This is a genomic window from Dyella sp. RRB7, from assembly GCF_022761115.1.
Classification (GTDB): domain Bacteria; phylum Pseudomonadota; class Gammaproteobacteria; order Xanthomonadales; family Rhodanobacteraceae; genus Dyella.
Window position 1 is genome coordinate 43,097 of sequence record NZ_JAKWJS010000003.1, and the last position, 13,837, is coordinate 56,933.

Sequence of the window (13,837 nt, forward strand, 5' to 3'; positions counted from 1 at the left end):
TCCATACCGCTAGGCGCTCAAAGTAGTCACCAGCCGCTCTCATGTGAAAGGACGTCTTGGCATATGTATATGTCCACTCGCTCATTTCCCATGGGGCGTGAGACTGCCTAGACTGGCGTCATCCACCCTTTCCGCCGGCCCATGTTCACGGATTTTCTTACGTCGGCGCTGATCGGCGCGATGGCTCAGCTGGTCGATGGCGCCCTGGGCATGGCCTATGGCGTCACCTCGGCGGCCCTGCTGCTGGCGCTGGGCATGCCGCCGGCACTGGCCAGTGCGAGCGTGCACTATGCGGAAACCTTCACCTGTGGCGCTTCCGGCGTCAGTCACCTGGTGGCCGGCAACGTGCTGCGCCGGCTGTTCTGGTCGCTGGTCATCCCTGGCGCCATCGGCGCCACCCTCGGCGTGTACGTGGTCAGCCATGTGCCGCCGGCCTGGATGAAGCTGGCGTTGACGCCCTACCTGATTGGCGTGGGGCTGTTCCTGCTGCTGCGCCCATTCCGCGGACGCCGCCTGCATGACGAGACGCCCGCCATCACCCGCCCGCTGGGATTGGCCGCCGGTTTTGCCGATGCCGTGGCCGGCGGCGGCTGGAGCGCGCTCACCGTCACCACCCTGGTGGCCCGCGGGGTCAGGCCACGCATGGTCATCGGCACGGTGCACCTGGCCAAGTGCGTGGTCAGTGCCGTGGCCAGCATCAGCTTCCTCGTGCAGGTCGGCCTGCCCCATGGCGCCTCGGTGCTTGGCCTGATTGCCGGCGGAGTCGTCGCCGCTCCGCTCAGCGCGATACTGGCTCGACGCATGCCGCCGCGCGTGGCGACCCTGCTGGCCGCCATCGCGGTACTGGCCATCGGCCTCAACAACGTGGCCCATAGCTTCCCGTCGCACTGATCGCGATCAAGCGGCCCTTTCGCACCATTCGCTTAGAATGCCCGGATGAGCACACCCCGCCCCCTCCCCATCGAAGTCCGCGGCAGCACCAGGCAGCCGTTGGGCATGAGCCCCACCCAGTTCCTGCGCGACTACTGGCAGAAACACCCGCTGCTGATCCGCCAGGCCTTTCCCGACTTCGTCTCGCCGATCGAGCCGGACGACCTGGCCGGCCTCGCCTGCGAGGAATCAGCCCTGTCGCGGCTGATCGTGCATGACGAAAAGCGCGACCGCTGGCAAGTAAAGACCGGCCCGCTCAGCGAGGCCGACTTCGCCAAGACGCCCGCCAGCAACTGGACCCTGCTGGTGCAGGACGTGGACAAGTGGGATGCCGACGTCGCCGGCCTGCTCCAGCACTTCACCTTCCTGCCCAGCTGGCGGCTGGACGACATCATGATTTCCTATGCCGAGCCCGGTGGCGGCGTCGGCCCCCACGTGGACCAGTACGACGTGTTCCTGCTGCAGGGCATCGGCCAGCGCCACTGGGCCATCAGCACCGACCCGAAGGCGCCGAAGGATTTCCGTCCCGACATCGAACTCAAGCAGTTGCAGCAATTCGAGCCCACCCACGAGTGGCTGCTGGAACCGGGCGACATGCTCTACCTGCCCCCGGGCGTGCCACATGACGGCATCGCCTTCGGCGGCCCCTGCATGACCATCTCGGTGGGCATGCGCGCGCCCTCGCAGGCGGAACTCACCGGCGACCTGGCCGACTACCTGGCCGAACGCCTGCCCGACGAATTGCGCTATGGCGATGCCGACCTGGCCCCGGCCAAGGCCGTCGGCGAAATCGATCGCGCCGCCGTCGCACGCCTCAAGCAGGCGTTGCCGTTCGCCGCCGGCATGGACGAGCCCACCCTGGTCGACTGGTTCGGCCGCTTCATCACCCGCTACCGCAATGCGCAGGTGCCGGTGCCGCCCGAAAAGCCGGTCACCGAAGCTGCGCTGGCCAAGCAGCTCGACGGTGGCGCGCAGCTGTTGCGCCATCCGTGGGCGCGCATGGCCTGGGCGCGCGTCAAGGGCGGGGCCACGCTGTTCGTGAATGGCCACGCCTATCCCGCCTCGGTCGAGCTGGCCGAACGCCTGTGCCGCGAGCGTACGCTGAGTCCGGGCAAGAAAATCCCCGCCGCCGAACGCGACCTGCTGCTCGCCCTGGTCAACGACGGCCACCTGGTCGCCCGGAAGCCGCGGCGTCGATGAGCCGGCAGGAGGGCCCCGGCGAGCATACCAACGGGTCTCGCGCCGATGAGCGCGAGGTCCTGCTCGCCGGCAACCGCAGCGAAATGGCCGCCAGCCGGCTCCAGCTATTGGCCGGCGCGCGTTATCGCCTCGATATCTACCAGCCGACCCTGCCCTCCGACGTCTATGGCAGCCAGGAAGAACTGGCCGAGCTTCGCCGCCTCGCCACGGCCGGCCGCGGCGCCCAGATCCGCGTGCTGCTGCATCACCCCGAAGCGGCGCTGCGCGGCAGCCACCGCCTGATCGCGCTGGCGCAACGCCTGCCCAGCGTCATCCAGATACGCACGCCGCAGGAAGACCTCGACCTGGCCTACCCCTCCGCCTACCTGCTCACCGACCAGGGCGGTTACCTGTTCCAGCCCGATGCCCAGCGTCCCAGCGGACGCGCGGCCGGGCATGATCGCGCCGCCCAGGCGCCGCTGCTCCAGCATTTCAATGACGTATGGGAACGCTCGGTACGCGCCACGGCGCTGAACCCGCTCGATCTCTAGCCGCTGGCTGAACGACGCGACAAGCGCGAGGGCGCGCACGCCATGCTCACAAACCACCGGGTTCGCTATGGAAAACGGTGGTCTACGACGATGGTCGGTACCCCGGGACTCGAAATATCTTCCATCAACCCCACTTTGATAGGGCTTCGCGGGTTGCCGCGTCGCAGCAGCACAGGGCTATAATTAACGGGATTTTTCCCAGCCATCCGGCCACCCCCGGTCGGACAGCTGCATGCCTCCCTTCCTCACCGGTGGTGACGTGAGCACTAATCTGATCCGCGAGTTCTTCGAATCCTCCCAACTCGCCGGCGGCAACGCCGATTATGTCGAACAGCTCTATGAATCCTGGTTGGCGGACCCCTTTTCGGTCCCCGCTGACTGGAACAAATATTTCGAGACTTTCAAAGGCCGCGAGTCGGGGGACGTACCCCACTCAGCGGCCATTGCGCGTATAGAGGCCGCACAAAAGCAGCGCCGTAACGGCGTCGCCGCCGGCCCGATCGACGACGCCCACGCCCGCAAGCAGGCTGGCGTGCTGCGCATCCTCACCGCCTATCGCTCGCGCGGCCACCTGGCTGCCGACCTCGATCCGCTGGGCCTGGCCGAGAAGCTGCCCGCACCGGATCTGGAACCGGCCTTCCACGGCCTGAGCGATGCCGACCTGGACACCGAGTTCGATTGCGGCAACTTCGCCGGCGGCGGCCAGCGCATGAAGCTTCGTGACCTGATCGCGCGCCTGAAGAAGGTGTACACCAGCACCCTCGGCGTCGAGTTCATGCACATCAGCAACCATGAACAGCGCAACTGGATCTATACCCGCCTCGAACAGGCCAACGGCAATGCCGGCCTGGACAAGGCCGGCAAGCTGCGCATCCTGGCCGAGCTGACCGCGGCCGAGGGCCTGGAACGCTACCTGCACACCAAGTACGTCGGCCAGAAGCGCTTCTCGCTGGAAGGCGGCGACAGCCTGATCCCAATGGTGGACGACGTGGTCCGCGCCGCGGGCGACAACGGCATCAAGGAAGTGGTGATCGGCATGGCCCATCGCGGCCGCCTCAACGTGCTGGTCAACATCCTGGGCAAGCCGCCGCGCACGCTGTTCAACGAGTTCGAAGGCAAGTTCGACCATCCGGACGATCCGGCCCACTCGGGCGACGTGAAGTACCACATGGGCTTCTCCGCCGACGTCAAGACGCCCAACGGCGGCACCCACGTCGCGCTGGCGTTCAACCCGTCGCACCTGGAAATCGTCAACCCGGTGGTGGCCGGTTCCGTGCACGCGCGCCAGACGCGCCGCCGCGACACCGAGCGCAAGCAGTCGCTGGCCGTGCTGGTGCACGGCGACGCGGCGCTGGCCGGCCAGGGCGTGAACATGGAACTGTTCAACATGTCCCAGGCCCGCGGCTTCAAGATCGGCGGCAGCCTGCACATCGTGGTGAACAACCAGGTGGGCTTCACCACCTCCAACCCGCAGGACGCCCGCTCCACGCTGTACTGCACCGACCTGGCAAAGATGGTCAACGCGCCGGTGTTCCACGTGAACGGCGACGACCCGGAAGCGGTGATCCAGGCCACCCGCCTGGCCTACGACTTCCGCAAGCAGTTCCGCAAGGACGTCGTGCTCGACCTGGTGTGCTACCGCCGCCATGGCCACAACGAGGCCGACGAGCCGGCAGCGACCCAGCCGGTGATGTACCAGATCATCCGCAAGCGCCCGACCACCCGCGACCTGTACGCGCAGCAGCTGGTGAAGGGCGGCGTCATCGCCGACGGCGACGCGCAGAAGATGTTCGACGATTACCGCGCGCGCCTGGAAGGCGGCGAGCCGATGACCGAGCTGACCACCGCCCTGATCAAGGACATCGAGGTCGATTGGGACGTCTTCATCGGCGGCAAGCTGTCCACCCAGACCGATACCGGCGTGCCCAAGCAACGTCTGGTCGAGCTGGCCAACCAGATCCTCAAGTACCCCAAGGACCTGACCCTGCAGTCGCGCGTCGCCAAGATCTACGACGACCGCGCCAAGATGGCCAGCGGCGAGCAGCCCGGCGACTGGGGCTTCGCCGAGAACCTGGCCTACGCCACGCTCATCGATGAAAACTACAACCTGCGCCTGGTGGGCCAGGACTGCGGCCGCGGCACGTTCTTCCATCGCCACGCCGTGCTGCACGACCAGAACACCGGCTACACCTACATGCCGCTGGCCAATGTGCGCGACGGCGCCGACGTCGAGGTGATCGACTCGCTGCTCAGCGAAGAAGCAGTCATGGCGTTCGAGTACGGCAGCGCCACCACCGACCCCTACACCCTGCACATCTGGGAAGGCCAGTTCGGCGACTTCGCCAACGGTGCGCAGGTGGTGATCGACCAGTTCATCAGCTCGGGCGAAGCAAAGTGGAACCGCCTGTGCGGCCTGGCGCTGTTCCTGCCCCACGGCTATGAAGGCCAGGGTCCGGAGCATTCCTCGGCCCGCCTGGAGCGCTTCCTGCAGCTGTGCGCGCTGGACAACATGCAGGTCTGCGTGCCCACCACGCCGGCCCAGGCATTCCACATGATCCGTCGCCAGATGGTGCGCCCGACGCGCAAGCCGCTGATCGTGATGACGCCCAAGTCGCTGCTGCGCCACAAGCTGGCCGTGTCCACCCTGGACGAACTGGCCACCGGCAGCTTCCAGCTGGTGATCCCGGAACATCGCGAGCTGGCCGCCAAGAAGGTCAAGCGCGTGGTGCTGTGCTCGGGCAAGGTCTACTACGACCTGCTCGAAGACGCCGAGAAGCGCGGCCTCACCGATGTCGCCATCGTGCGCGTGGAACAGCTGTATCCGTTCCCGCGCCCGCAAGTGGTCGCGGAGCTGGAGAAGTATCCGGCCGCCAAGGAAGTCATCTGGTGTCAGGAAGAACCGATGAACCAGGGCGCCTGGTTCCAGATCCGTCATCACCTGCAGGCCTGCGTGGGCAGCAAGCAGAGTCTCTCGTACGCGGGACGCGCTCGCTCGCCGGCACCGGCCGCCGGCCACCTCAATACCCATGTCGCCGAGCAGGCGGCGCTGGTCGAGCAGGCCTTGGTGGCACCGATCGGCACCGACCACGCGGCAGAATAAAGACACTTGAGAGTGCGGCCATGGATGGCCGCTTTTTGACTCTGGCGTTCAAGGAAGAACGTACCGAAATGCTGGTGCAGCCATGGACGGCCGCTTTCTGACTTTGGCGTTCAAGGATGAGCGCACCAAAATACGAGTGCGGCCATGGATCGCCGCTTTGATCTTAGCGCTCCGGGATGAGCGCCTCACCTAAGGGTTATTTATGTCCATCGAAGTCAAAGTCCCCGTTCTGCCCGAGTCCGTCTCCGACGCCACCATCGCGACCTGGCACAAGAAAGCCGGCGACGCCGTGAAGCGCGACGAGAACCTGGTTGACCTCGAAACCGACAAGGTGGTGCTGGAAGTGCCCGCCCCGGTCGACGGCGTAATCAAGGAGCTGAAGTTCCAGACCGGCGACACCGTGACCAGCCAGCAGGTCATCGCAGTGATCGAGGAAGGCGCCGTAGCGGCCGCACCGGCTGCCGCCCCCGCCGCTGCCGCCCCGGCTCCGGCCGCTGCCGCCCCGGCCGCTCCGCAGGCAGCCGCGCACGGCAATGCCGACCTTTCGCCGGCCGGCCTGCGCGTGGCCACCGAGCAGCACATCGACGCCTCCAAGGTCGCCGGCACCGGCCGCGATGGCCGCGTGACCAAGGAAGACCTGGTCAACTACGGCAAGGGTGGCAGCGCCGCCGCAGCACCGGCCGCCGCGCCGACGCCGGGCTCCCGTCCGGAAGAGCGCGTGCCGATGACGCGCATGCGCGCACGCATTGCCGAGCGCCTGATGCAGTCGAAGAACTCCATCGCCATGCTGACCTCGTTCAACGAGGTGAACCTGGCCGAAGTGGTGAAGATGCGCAAGACGCTGGGCGAGTCGTTCGAAAAGGCCAACGGCGTGAAGCTGGGCTTCATGAGCTTCTTCGTGAAGGCCGCCGCCGAAGCGCTGAAGCGCCACCCCGTGGTCAATGCCTCGGTCGACGGCAACGACATCATCTATCACGGCTACCAGGACATCTCGATCGCCGTGTCCACCGACAAGGGCCTGGTGACGCCGGTGCTGCGCGACGTGCAGGACAAGAGCTTCGCCGATATCGAGAAGGGCATCCTCGACTACGCCAAGAAGGCGCGCGACGGCAAGCTCGGCCTGGACGACCTGCAGGGCGGCACCTTCACCATCACCAACGGCGGCACCTTCGGCTCGCTGCTGTCGACCCCGATCGTCAACCCGCCGCAGAGCGCCATCCTGGGCATGCACGCCATCAAGGAGCGCGCCATCGTCGAGAACGGCCAGGTGATCGCCGCGCCGATGATGTACCTGGCGCTGAGCTACGACCACCGCATCATCGACGGCAAGGACGCGGTGCTGTTCCTGGTCGACATCAAGAACCAGCTTGAGAATCCGCAGCGCATGCTGCTCGGCATTTGAGCGCGCACGGATCGCCTCGGCGATCCGTGCAAATAAGCAACGAAGCTCTGGTGGCGAGACGTGCGACCCCCTCCACGCTCGCCGCACCACCAGATCCCCCGCTCCACCCCGCCGCGCTCCCTGGGTACGGCTGAAAGCTAAGGAACAACCATGAGCGACAAATTCGACGTCATCGTCATCGGCGGCGGCCCCGCCGGCTACCACGCCGCGATCCGCGCCGCACAGCTGGGCCTGAAGACCGCCGTCATCGACGCCTTCGTGGGCAAGGACGGCAAGCAGGCCCTCGGCGGCACCTGCCTCAACGTGGGCTGCATCCCGTCCAAGGCGCTGCTCGATTCGTCCAAGCAGTTCTACAACATCGCGCACAACCTGCCGGTGCATGGCATCACGGTGGAGAACGCCAAGGTCGACCTGGGCACTTTCATCGGCCGCAAGGACAAGATCGTCAAGCAGTTCACCGGCGGCGTGGCCCAGCTATTCAAGGCCAACAAGATCACCAGCTACTTCGGCACCGGCAAGCTGCTGAAGGGCAACCAGGTGGAAATCACCGGCAACGACGGCTCCAAGCAGACCATCAGCGCCACCAACGTGATCCTCGCCTCCGGCTCGGTGCCGATCGAGCTGCCGTTCGCCAAGTTCGACGGCAAGTACATCATCGACAACGCCGGCGCGCTGGACATCAACGACGTGCCCAAGCGCCTGGGCGTGATCGGCGCCGGCGTGATCGGCCTGGAACTGGGCAGCGTTTGGAACCGCCTGGGCTCGGAAGTGACCGTGATCGAAGCGCTGCCCGATTTCCTCGGTGCCGCCGACGCGGACATCGCCAAGATCGCGCTGAAGGAATTCACCAAGCAGGGCCTCGCCATCAAGCTGGGCGCCAAGCTGGCCAAGGCCGAGGTGAAGGGCAACGAGGTGCACCTCACCTATACCGACAAGGACGGTGACCACGACCTGGTCGTGGACAAGCTGCTGGTGGCCGTGGGCCGTCGCGCCTATACCGCCGGCCTGCTGGCCGACGACACCGGCGTGAAGCTGGACGAGCGCGGTCGCATCGTGGTCGACGAGCATTGCCACACCGGCGTGGATGGCGTGTGGGCCGTGGGCGACGCCGTGCGCGGCCCGATGCTCGCGCACAAGGGCTTCGAGGAAGGCGTGGCGGTGGCCGAGTGGATCGCCGGCAAGGCCGGCCACGTCAGCTACGACACCATGCCGTGGGTGATCTACACCGAGCCGGAAATCGCCTGGGTTGGCAAGACCGAGAAGGAATTGAAGGAAGCCGGCGTGCCCTACAAGGTCGGCACCTTCCCGTTCGCCGCCATCGGCCGCGCCGTGGCCATGAACGAGGCCGTCGGCCAGGTGAAGATGATCGCCCACGCCGAGACGGATCGCATCCTGGGCGTGCACATGGTGGGCCCGGGCGTGTCCGAGCTGATCGCCGAGTGCGTGGTGGCGATGGAGTTCAAGGGCTCCTCCGAAGACCTGGCCCGTATCGTCCACGCGCATCCGACGCTGTCCGAAGCCGTGCACGAGGCCGCTCTGTCGGTGGACAAGCGCGCCATCCACAAGGGCAACTAAGGCGGGATGCCCTAGTCCCGTGCAGGCCATGGATGGCCGATGACACGGGACCCACGGCCCGCTCGTGGCGACATGAGCGGGCCGTTTGCTTTTGTGGCCGGGATCAACGCACCCTACCTACCCGTCATTCCCGCGAAAGCGGGAATGACGGACTTTCCTCCACGCACTACGACATTCCCATGCCCCAACCCACCGCCCTCTGCGTCTATTGCGGCTCCAGCAACGGCAAGCATCCCGAATACACCGAACAGGCCCGTGCTTTTGGCGCGGAAATGGCACGGCGAGGCATCAAGCTGGTCTATGGCGGTGGCAACGTGGGCCTGATGGGCACGGTGGCCGACGCGGTGCTGGCGCATGGCGGCACGGCAATCGGGGTGATCCCGCGCCAGCTGGTCGAGCGCGAAGTGGCGCATCGCCAACTGAGCGAACTGGTGGTGGTGGACACCATGCACCAGCGCAAGACGCGCATGTACGAGCTGTCCGATGCCTTCGTCGCCCTGCCCGGTGGCTTCGGCACCATGGATGAGATGTTCGAGATGCTCACCTGGGCCCAGCTGGGCCTGCACCGTTATCCCTGCGCTTTCCTCAATGTGCGCGGGTACTACGACCGCTTGCGCGATATGGTGGACCATATGGCCAACGAAGGTTTCATCACGCCAGGGCAGCGCGAGAGTGTATGGTTTGGCCAGGACATGACGAACCTGTTCGACTGGATGCCCACCTACCAAGGTGAGCGGGCATCGCATCTGGTCGACAAACGTATCGTCGACGCCTGATCCAAGCGCACGACGCCGTTGCATCAAGGAATAGGAATACCCCATGACTTCCCCCTCAGCGTTCCGGGCTTTTCGCATCCACAACGACGACGCCGGCTACCGTGGTGGCCTGGAGACGATCAGCGCCGACGCGCTGTCGCCGGGCGAGGTGCTGGTCCAGGTGGCGTATTCGTCGATCAACTTCAAGGATGCGCTGGCCGGTACCGGCAAGGGCAAGATCCTCCGCCAGTACCCGCTCAATGGCGGCATCGATGTCGCCGGCCACGTGGTGGCTTCCACCGACCCTGCTTTCAAGGAAGGCGATGCGGTGCTGTGCACCGGCAGCGGCCTTTCCGAAACGCGTGACGGTGGCTATGGCGAATACATCCGCCTGACGTCGAAGTGGACCATCCCGCTGCCGAAGGGCCTGAGCCTGCGCGAAAGCATGATCATCGGTACGGCCGGCTTTACGGCTGCGCTGGCCCTGCTGCGCATGCAGGACAACCGCCAGACGCCGGCCATGGGGCCGCTCGCCGTCACCGGCGCCACCGGCGGCGTGGGCATGCTGGCCATCGATATCTTCACGCGCGCCGGCTATGCCGTGCATGCCATCAGCGGCAAGGCTGCGCATTTCGACTTCCTACGCGATCTCGGCGCCGCCGAATGCCTCGACCGTCACCAGCTCGCTTTCAGTGGCAAGCCGATGGATTCGGCTCGCTTCGGTGGCGCCCTGGACAATGTCGGCGGTGCCATGCTCGCCGGCCTGCTGCCGCTGATCGCGCCCTACGGCAACGTCGCCATCTGCGGCAACGCGGGTGGCATCGGTCTCGAAACCACGGTGATGCCCTTCATTATTCGCGGAGCCAGCCTGCTGGGCATTGCCTCGGCCGGCACGGCGCGCGATATCCGCGATCGCGTATGGGAACATCTCTCCAGCGACTGGAAGCCGCAACATCTTGAGCGTATTGCCACGCGGGAAGTCACCTTGGAGCAGTTGCCCGAGGTGTTCCATCGCATGCTTGCCGGCGAATCCTTTGGTCGTACGCTGGTGCGCGTAGGTGCAGCACCCTGATTGCTGCGCTTGGAAGCTCGGCACCAGCGTCTTAGAATCCACGCAAACAACAAGGGGAATCTCACCTTATGGCACGCATCCTGATCGTCGACGATTCGCCGTCGCAGTTGCTTGGCATCAAGCGTATCGTCGAGAAGCTCGGGCATGAGGCCCTGACCGCCGAAGACGGCGCAGCGGGCGTGGAAGCGGCCAGGCGTGAGCGTCCCGACCTGATCCTGATGGACGTGGTGATGCCCAATCTCAATGGTTTCCAGGCCACCCGCACGATCAGCAAGGATCCGGATACGTCGCATATCCCGGTCGTGCTGGTCACCACCAAGGACCAGGAAACCGACAAGGTGTGGGGCCTGCGCCAGGGCGCCAAGGCTTATGTCACCAAGCCGATCAAGGAAGAGGAACTGGTCACCACGCTCAAGGAGCTGTTGCCGGTCTGACCGGCCGGCGGCCTCCAAACAAAAAACGGCGCCCTGGGGCGCCGTTTTTTTTGCCACCCGGATGGCTGGCTCAATGCCGGGGATCGTAGTCCGCAAATGCGTTGCGCAATGCCTCATAGGCAGCCCGCTGCGCCTCGGTGTCGGCTGACGGTGCCCGGATCGACAGCTCCACCAGCTGGTCACCCGGGTGCGCACCAGGCAGGCCACGCCCCTTCAGGCGCAGCTTGCGCCCCGATTGCGAGCCCGCCGGTATACGCAGATCCACCGCACCCGCCAGGGTCGGCACCGGCACCGTCGCCCCGAGTGCGGCCTCCCACGGGGCGATAGGCAGCACGTGCAGCACATTGCGCCCATCCAGGCGGAAGCGTGCATCGTCGCGGATGCCCACCTCCAGCAACAGGTCGCCATTGGGCGCACCGCCCATGCCGGCGTGCCCCTGGCCAGCCAGGCGGATCACCTGCCCCGGCTGGATGCCGGCCGGGATCTTCACCTCCAGCACGCGCTCGCCACCGCTGCTGTCCTGCAGGGCCAGTCGCGTACGGCCACCATCAAAAGCCGTCTGCAGATCGATCTGCACGTGGGCATGCACATCCCCGCCACGACGCGCGCGCGGCGCACCGCGCGGACCGGCGCCACCACCTGCCCGCCCGAACAGGCTCTCGAAGAAATCGCTGAAGTCGCCGCCGCCATCGCCACCGAAGTCGAAGCCGCGGTTCTGCTCCCAGCCCGGCGGTGGACGGAACTGCTCCCCGCCCCGGTAACCGCCAGCACGCAGCTCATCGTAGGCACGACGCTTTTCGGCATCGCGAAGCACTTCGTTCGCTTCGTTGATGGCCTTGAATTTCTCTTCCGCCCCGGCGTCCTTGTTCTTGTCCGGGTGATACTTGCGCGCCAGCTTGCGATAGGCGGCCTTGATCTCGGCCTCCGTCGCCTCCGGCTTGACGCCCAGGATCTCGTAATAGTCTTTGAATTCCACTGCCACTCCCCGGCGAAACGCCAGCCGACTCGGCTCTGCGGAGATCATCGTTCCCCACTGACCGGCCCGCAAGGCAGGGCTCGCCCAATTCTTCGATATAGGTGATGCATGGCGATATCTCGCCACCCTCTGTATCGCGAAGTGGGTGCGAAAACGGCGTGATTCAAGGCGACAAGCGCTTCGGCTGGCGCTAGCATCCGTTTCCCTTCCTCATTCCACAGGCGTCCCGCCATGAGCATCCAGGTCGGCCAGACCGTACCCGACGTCGAGATCCGCACCATTGGTGCCGAGATCGAACAAACCCAGACCGGTCCGTTGTTCGCCGGCCGCAAGGTGGTGATGTTCGCCGTGCCCGGCGCCTTCACCCCGACCTGCTCCAACCGCCACCTGCCGGGCTACGTGAAGCACTTCGCCGAATTCCAGGCGCGCGGCATCGAGGTGATGTGCCTGGCGGTCAATGACGCCTATGTGATGCAGGCATGGGCCGCCTCCCAACAGGTACCACCCCAGCTGCTGATGCTTGCCGACGGCAATGGCAGCTTCACCCGCGCCCTGGGCCTGGAACTCGATGGCAGTGCCTATGGCATGGGCCTGCGGGCCAAGCGCTTTGCGCTGTACGCGGAAGATGGCGTGGTGAAACTACTGCAGGTCGAGGCACCCGGCGAATTCCGCGTGTCGACGGCCGAAGCGATGCTGGAAGCTATTGGGTAATGCCGAGCAAGGGCCTGCCTCCAAGCAGCGGAGAGCAAAAAGCGGAGCGCACACGCAAACGCCACACCCTTAGTGTCAGCGTCTTCGTGATCGTGCGCGATGCTCAACAGATCCTGCTACTGCGTCGCGCACAGACCGGCTGGAAAGACGGCTATTTGAGCCTGCCTGCTGGAGCCCACGATGGCGAAGAAACGCTGGAGCAGGCTGCGGTACGCGAGCTTCGCGAAGAAACGGGCCTGCATGCGCAATCGGAGGATCTGCGGCTCGTCCATCTTCTGCATTGCAAGACCGGCGATAGCGGCAACGAGTGGCTGGGCGCATTCTTTCTTGCCGAGCACTGGCACGGCGTACCTGTGCTAAGCGAGCCGGACAAGCACGATCAGCTCGGCTGGCATCCCCTGGATGACTTGCCGGAAGAGCTGCTCGCCTACACTCGGCAAGGCCTCGAACAAGGCCTGCAAGGCATACCGTTCTCGACCTTTGGCTGGTCGGACACTCATCGCTAAGCGCTCCGGCAATCCCCCCGCAAGCTATGCATGCATCGAACTACATACATGCACCTTTCTCGCGCGTAAAAGTGCCACGTCACCAGAGCAGTAAAGCACCTGCACTTGCTGACAAGAAGCCCGCGCAAAGGCTTCCGCCTTCCTCTACGTTATCGCGAGGACCGTTTATGAAGAAGATACTTCTTGCAATCGCTGGACTGATGTCCGCGTTGTGGGCATTCAATGCCTCGGCAGCCTCATATGCCTATGTATGCAATGCATGCTCGACTTCTCAAACTCGGGACATGGTGCTTGGATCGCGAACAGGCGACTATTTCGTATACGACATGATTAATCGAAAGATCACACATTGGGCTGTCGGCACAGGCAAGGATATCGATCACTTACCGATCTCGCAGGTTGCCATCACTCCGGCCGTCCAGAATCAATTCGATCATGTGCAGGCACTGTTTGACGTTTCACGAACGCTGGAAATCAATGTTGCGTTCACTATGCCGCCCATGCCGAAAATAACCTCAATCAGCACCATGCGTGACAACACCATCGACTAGTCGATAGCGCCGCCCTCGGACAGGCGCAGAATTTCCGCAACATCGGCTTACCCGTAGGCGTGCCAGTTTTTCGCAACGGTTCCAATTGGACCGTA

Annotated in this window: 13 protein-coding genes; 12 read left to right on the plus strand and 1 reads right to left on the minus strand. The window is 65.0% G+C overall.

Annotated elements, in window-relative coordinates; genetic code table 11:
* Nucleotides 1–141: 141 nt before the first annotated feature.
* The 9 genes from MJ606_RS09185 (at nucleotide 142) to pilH (ending at nucleotide 10,998) form a co-directional block, all read left to right on the plus strand.
* Nucleotides 142–891, plus strand: coding sequence for a sulfite exporter TauE/SafE family protein (locus MJ606_RS09185; protein WP_243049233.1), 750 nt, complete (start codon nucleotides 142–144; stop codon nucleotides 889–891).
* A gap of 45 nt (nucleotides 892–936) precedes the next feature.
* Complete coding sequence (locus MJ606_RS09190) at nucleotides 937–2,130, plus strand: cupin domain-containing protein (protein WP_243049234.1); 1,194 nt, start codon at nucleotides 937–939, stop codon at nucleotides 2,128–2,130.
* Nucleotides 2,127–2,660, plus strand: a complete 534-nt coding sequence (locus MJ606_RS09195; RefSeq protein ID WP_243049235.1) for a hypothetical protein — start codon at nucleotides 2,127–2,129, stop codon at nucleotides 2,658–2,660. Before MJ606_RS09190 ends, MJ606_RS09195 begins: the two co-directional genes overlap by 4 nt.
* Before the next feature lie 232 nt (nucleotides 2,661–2,892).
* Nucleotides 2,893–5,760: a 2-oxoglutarate dehydrogenase E1 component gene (locus MJ606_RS09200; protein ID WP_243049236.1), complete on the plus strand. Its 2,868-nt coding sequence runs from the start codon at nucleotides 2,893–2,895 to the stop codon at nucleotides 5,758–5,760.
* Nucleotides 5,761–5,962: 202 nt separating this feature from the next.
* Entirely contained in the window at nucleotides 5,963–7,162 is a 1,200-nt protein-coding gene (gene odhB, locus MJ606_RS09205) for a 2-oxoglutarate dehydrogenase complex dihydrolipoyllysine-residue succinyltransferase (protein WP_243049237.1), read from the plus strand.
* 150 nt (nucleotides 7,163–7,312) lie between these two features.
* Complete coding sequence (gene lpdA / locus MJ606_RS09210; protein ID WP_243049238.1) at nucleotides 7,313–8,737, plus strand: dihydrolipoyl dehydrogenase; 1,425 nt, start codon at nucleotides 7,313–7,315, stop codon at nucleotides 8,735–8,737.
* A gap of 179 nt (nucleotides 8,738–8,916) precedes the next feature.
* Nucleotides 8,917–9,513: a TIGR00730 family Rossman fold protein gene (locus MJ606_RS09215; RefSeq protein WP_243049239.1), complete on the plus strand. Its 597-nt coding sequence runs from the start codon at nucleotides 8,917–8,919 to the stop codon at nucleotides 9,511–9,513.
* Nucleotides 9,514–9,556: 43 nt separating this feature from the next.
* Nucleotides 9,557–10,564 carry an oxidoreductase gene (locus tag MJ606_RS09220; RefSeq protein WP_243049240.1) on the plus strand — a complete coding sequence of 336 codons (1,008 nt, stop codon included), beginning with the start codon at nucleotides 9,557–9,559 and terminating at the stop codon, nucleotides 10,562–10,564.
* A gap of 68 nt (nucleotides 10,565–10,632) precedes the next feature.
* A complete protein-coding gene (gene pilH, locus MJ606_RS09225) occupies nucleotides 10,633–10,998 on the plus strand; it encodes a twitching motility response regulator PilH (protein WP_243049241.1) in 366 nt (121 codons plus the stop codon).
* A 70-nt stretch (nucleotides 10,999–11,068) separates the two neighbouring features.
* Here pilH and MJ606_RS09230 read toward each other — a convergent pair whose 3' ends face one another.
* Entirely contained in the window at nucleotides 11,069–11,974 is a 906-nt protein-coding gene (locus MJ606_RS09230; protein WP_243049242.1) for a DnaJ C-terminal domain-containing protein, read from the minus strand.
* A gap of 231 nt (nucleotides 11,975–12,205) precedes the next feature.
* Between MJ606_RS09230 and MJ606_RS09235 the strand changes: the two genes are divergently transcribed.
* From MJ606_RS09235 to MJ606_RS09245, 3 genes are all read left to right on the plus strand, one after another.
* A complete protein-coding gene (locus MJ606_RS09235) occupies nucleotides 12,206–12,685 on the plus strand; it encodes a peroxiredoxin (RefSeq protein ID WP_243049243.1) in 480 nt (159 codons plus the stop codon).
* The gene (locus MJ606_RS09240; RefSeq protein WP_243049244.1) at nucleotides 12,685–13,191 is read left to right on the plus strand and encodes an NUDIX domain-containing protein; all 507 of its coding nucleotides are present in this window, start codon (nucleotides 12,685–12,687) and stop codon (nucleotides 13,189–13,191) included. Before MJ606_RS09235 ends, MJ606_RS09240 begins: the two co-directional genes overlap by 1 nt.
* Before the next feature lie 167 nt (nucleotides 13,192–13,358).
* Nucleotides 13,359–13,742, plus strand: a complete 384-nt coding sequence (locus MJ606_RS09245) for a hypothetical protein (protein WP_243049245.1) — start codon at nucleotides 13,359–13,361, stop codon at nucleotides 13,740–13,742.
* Nucleotides 13,743–13,837 lie beyond the last annotated feature (95 nt).

What these genes read in the sequence shown, in the direction of transcription:
- MJ606_RS09185 (WP_243049233.1), top strand. Translation starts at nt 142, where the DNA reads ATGTTCACGGATTTTCTTACGTCGGCGCTGATCGGCGCGATGGCTCAG.
- MJ606_RS09190 (WP_243049234.1), top strand. Translation starts at nt 937, where the DNA reads ATGAGCACACCCCGCCCCCTCCCCATCGAAGTCCGCGGCAGCACCAGG.
- MJ606_RS09195 (WP_243049235.1), top strand. Translation starts at nt 2,127, where the DNA reads ATGAGCCGGCAGGAGGGCCCCGGCGAGCATACCAACGGGTCTCGCGCC.
- MJ606_RS09200 (WP_243049236.1), top strand. Translation starts at nt 2,893, where the DNA reads ATGCCTCCCTTCCTCACCGGTGGTGACGTGAGCACTAATCTGATCCGC.
- odhB (WP_243049237.1), top strand. Translation starts at nt 5,963, where the DNA reads ATGTCCATCGAAGTCAAAGTCCCCGTTCTGCCCGAGTCCGTCTCCGAC.
- lpdA (WP_243049238.1), top strand. Translation starts at nt 7,313, where the DNA reads ATGAGCGACAAATTCGACGTCATCGTCATCGGCGGCGGCCCCGCCGGC.
- MJ606_RS09215 (WP_243049239.1), top strand. Translation starts at nt 8,917, where the DNA reads ATGCCCCAACCCACCGCCCTCTGCGTCTATTGCGGCTCCAGCAACGGC.
- MJ606_RS09220 (WP_243049240.1), top strand. Translation starts at nt 9,557, where the DNA reads ATGACTTCCCCCTCAGCGTTCCGGGCTTTTCGCATCCACAACGACGAC.
- pilH (WP_243049241.1), top strand. Translation starts at nt 10,633, where the DNA reads ATGGCACGCATCCTGATCGTCGACGATTCGCCGTCGCAGTTGCTTGGC.
- MJ606_RS09235 (WP_243049243.1), top strand. Translation starts at nt 12,206, where the DNA reads ATGAGCATCCAGGTCGGCCAGACCGTACCCGACGTCGAGATCCGCACC.
- MJ606_RS09240 (WP_243049244.1), top strand. Translation starts at nt 12,685, where the DNA reads ATGCCGAGCAAGGGCCTGCCTCCAAGCAGCGGAGAGCAAAAAGCGGAG.
- MJ606_RS09245 (WP_243049245.1), top strand. Translation starts at nt 13,359, where the DNA reads ATGAAGAAGATACTTCTTGCAATCGCTGGACTGATGTCCGCGTTGTGG.